The organism is Arthrobacter sp. H5, from assembly GCF_000520595.1.
Classification (GTDB): domain Bacteria; phylum Actinomycetota; class Actinomycetes; order Actinomycetales; family Micrococcaceae; genus Arthrobacter_D.
In genome coordinates this window covers 28,594-31,747 of sequence record NZ_KI915026.1, presented here as the reverse complement: position 1 = coordinate 31,747, position 3,154 = coordinate 28,594, and the positions used below count along the sequence as shown (strand labels likewise).

Here is a 3,154-nt window from a genome sequence, read left to right as displayed (position 1 = left end):
CTTCACGGCGACAAGGAAGCGGTCGACGGACTGCTGGAGCACCCGGATGTCGATGGGATTTCCTTTGTCGGGTCGACCCCGATCGCGCAGTACGTGCACGAGCGGGCAACAGCCAACGGCAAACGGGTCCAGGCACTGGGCGGGGCGAAGAATCATGCCGTGGTGCTGGCCGACGCCGATATGGATCTGGCGGCGGACCACCTGAATGCGGCTGCCTTCGGATCGGCTGGCCAGCGTTGCATGGCCATCTCGGTCGCCGTCGCCGTCGGTAATGCCGCGGATGTGCTGATCGGGAAGGTCGCCGAGCGGGCAAACAAGGTGACCGTCGCCGAGGGGACCAAAACCGACTCGGACATGGGCCCTGTCATCACTCCGGCCGCACGGGACCGGGTAATTCGCATTGTCGGCGAGGCAGAGGCCGACGGCGCTGCGCTGGTCGTGGACGGGCGGGGCCTGGTCGTCGAAGGCAACGAGGACGGATTCTTCGTCGGCCCGACCGTGATCGATCGGGTCAGGGCCGACATGAGCGCCTATACCGAGGAAATCTTCGGCCCCGTGCTGCTCATTGTGCGTGTGGCCAACCTCGATGAGGCGATTGAGCTGATCAATGCCAATCCGTACGGCAACGGGACGGCCGTGTTCACCGCCTCCGGTGCGCATGCGCGTAAGTTCATGCGCTCAGTGAAGGTTGGCATGATCGGTGTGAACATACCGCTACCGGTGCCGGTCGCCTGGCACTCCTTCGGCGGCTGGAACGACTCCCTGTTCGGGGACCTGCACATTTACGGGCCCGACGGCGTCCGCTTCTACACTCGGGGCAAAGTCGTCACCCAGCGCTGGCCGGAATCGGCCCACGCTTCCGACGCCTCCTTCGCCTTCCCGTCCAACTAGCGGTGCCTGTCTTGGAAGGGCTACAACTATGAACTTCACCACCAGGCCGGAACTGGCCGGCACCTTCGGTATGGTCTCCTCGACCCACTGGCTGCCGTCACAGGTTGCCATGGGTGTCCTCGAACGGGGCGGAAACGCGTTCGACGCCGCCGTCGCGGCGGGATTCACGCTGCAGGTCGTTGAGCCGCACCAGAACGGGCCGGGAGGGGATATGCCTCTGATCTTTGCCCGCGCCGACGACAAGAAGCCGAGGGTGCTGTGCGCGCAGGGTCCAGCACCCGCTGCCGCAACTCCAGAGGCATTTGCTGGGCTTGGTCTCCACATGGTTCCGGGAACCGGACCCCTTGCTGCGGCAATCCCCGGTTCGACCCTGGGCTGGATGACTTTCCTTAGGGACCACGGAACCATCAGTCTGAGCGACGCTTTGGGCATGGCCGCATCCTATGCGGAGAGCGGCTATCCGATCCCGGCTAAGGTTGTGGAGTACATCCGGCGGATGGAGCCGATGTTCCGGGAGCACTGGAGAACTTCCGCCGATATCTACCTCCCCAGGGGAAAGGTTCCGGAGCCGGGCCAGCTGATGGTCAACAAGGCACTGGCTGGCACCTACCAACGGCTTATGGATGCCGAGGCCGGAGCGCTCGCCAGCGGCGGCACCCGGGAGGAAGGTATCGACGCCGCCATCCGGGAATGGACCGAGGGATTTGTGGCTGATGCCGTTGCCGAGTTTGTGAAAACGCCATGGCGGGATTCGTCCGGTCAAGACCACACCGGGTTCCTCACCCGAGAGGATATGGCCTCCTGGCGGCCGCACTACGAGGAACCCCAGACCCTGGAGTTCAACGGACACACGGTCTGCAAGCCCGGCTTCTGGAGCCAGGGGCCGGTTCTTCTGCAGCAACTGGCGATGCTGGACGGACTTGAGGTAGACCCGGGCACTGCCGACGGCATCCACAGGATCCTTGAGGTCACCAAACTGGCGTTCGCGGACCGGGACGCCTGGTACGGCGATGTCGATGACGTACCCGCGGTGACCCTGCTCTCCGCCAGCTATGCGGCGGAACGCCGCCAGCTCGTTGGGGAGCGGGCGTCACTGGAAATCCGGCCCGGCAGCCCGGATGGCCGGACACCGGTTTTGCCCGACCTGGTAGAGAAGGGTGATTTCGATCCGGCTGGGTTGACCGGGGTGGGCGAGCCCAATGCCGTCGCGGCCCTCCTCGACACGGGTCCACGGCCCAGCGGCGAAGCCCGATCCGACACGGTGCACGTCGACGTCGTCGACCGTTGGGGCAATATGGTCTCGGCGATGCCCAGCGGAGGGTGGCTGCATTCATCACCGGTAATTCCCGAGCTAGGCTTTCCGCTGGGCACCCGGCTGCAGATGGCCTGGCTGGAAGATGGCTTGCCCAATACCCTCGCCCCCGGCAAACGACCCAGGACGACCCTTTCGCCGACACTGGTTCTGGCCGGGGGTGAACCTGTTCTTGCTTTCGGGTCACCCGGCGGCGACCAGCAGGACCAATGGCAGCTGCACTTCCTGCTCAACCATCTTGCGGGCCAGATGAATCTGCAGGAAGCGATTGACGCGCCCGCCTTCAACAGCACGCACTTCCCCAGCTCCTTTTATCCCCACGAACATCAGCTGGGCGTGGTCGTCCTTGAGCGGAGGGTGGGAAATGAGGTACTGGACCAGTTGCAGGCCCGCGGCCACAGGGTCGCGCGTGCTGGCGACTGGGACATTGGGCGCCTGTGCGCGGTGTCACGGGATCCCGCAACGGGCATTGTCCGGGCGGGCGCCAATCCCCGTGGGATGCAGGGCTACGCAGTCGGCAGGTAGCCGGTACCCTCCTCAAAGCGTGCGCCCTTCCTGAGGATGAAGTCCCGGATCCATCTCGTGGTTTCCGGGTGGTCGAGATGAGTTCCGTGCCGCCCACCGGCTATTTTGATCAGCGTGGCGCGCGGAATCGCCTTGTACAGCACCAGTGCGTTTTCCAGCGGGGTAAGGAGATCCTCGGTGCCGTGGATGATCAGCGTCGGCGCCTGGATGCCTGAGAGCGAGCTCAGGGTGTCGTGATTCCGGCTTGCGCTGAAGTGCCGGGATTTTACGCGGGCGGATGCGGGCGCGTTGAAGTAGGACTGGACTGCTTCCTGGTGGTTTTCGGCCCATTCTTCGTCGAAGAATAGGGGCTGGAGCTGTGCGGAATCGCCGCTCGTGAGCGCCTGGGTGGCGGCGTTGTTGCGGCTAGTACCCAGCGCACCGCCC

At 64.7% G+C, this 3,154-nt stretch carries 3 protein-coding genes; 2 read left to right on the top strand and 1 reads right to left on the bottom strand.

Going from position 1 to position 3,154, the window contains the following annotated elements:
• Both Y708_RS31275 and Y708_RS0119195 read left to right on the top strand, forming a co-directional pair.
• A partial coding sequence (locus tag Y708_RS31275) for an aldehyde dehydrogenase family protein (RefSeq protein WP_035776885.1) occupies window positions 1–891 on the top strand: 891 nt, incomplete at its 5' end.
• A 28-nt stretch (window positions 892–919) separates the two neighbouring features.
• On the top strand, window positions 920–2,728 hold the full coding sequence (locus Y708_RS0119195) for a gamma-glutamyltransferase family protein (protein WP_028281167.1): 1,809 nt from the start codon (window positions 920–922) through the stop codon (window positions 2,726–2,728).
• Here Y708_RS0119195 and Y708_RS30075 read toward each other — a convergent pair.
• Window positions 2,710–3,154, bottom strand: a 445-nt coding sequence (locus Y708_RS30075) for an alpha/beta fold hydrolase (RefSeq protein WP_162150503.1), incomplete at its 5' end; no start/stop codon positions are given. The two genes, Y708_RS0119195 and Y708_RS30075, sit on opposite strands and share 19 nt — an antisense overlap.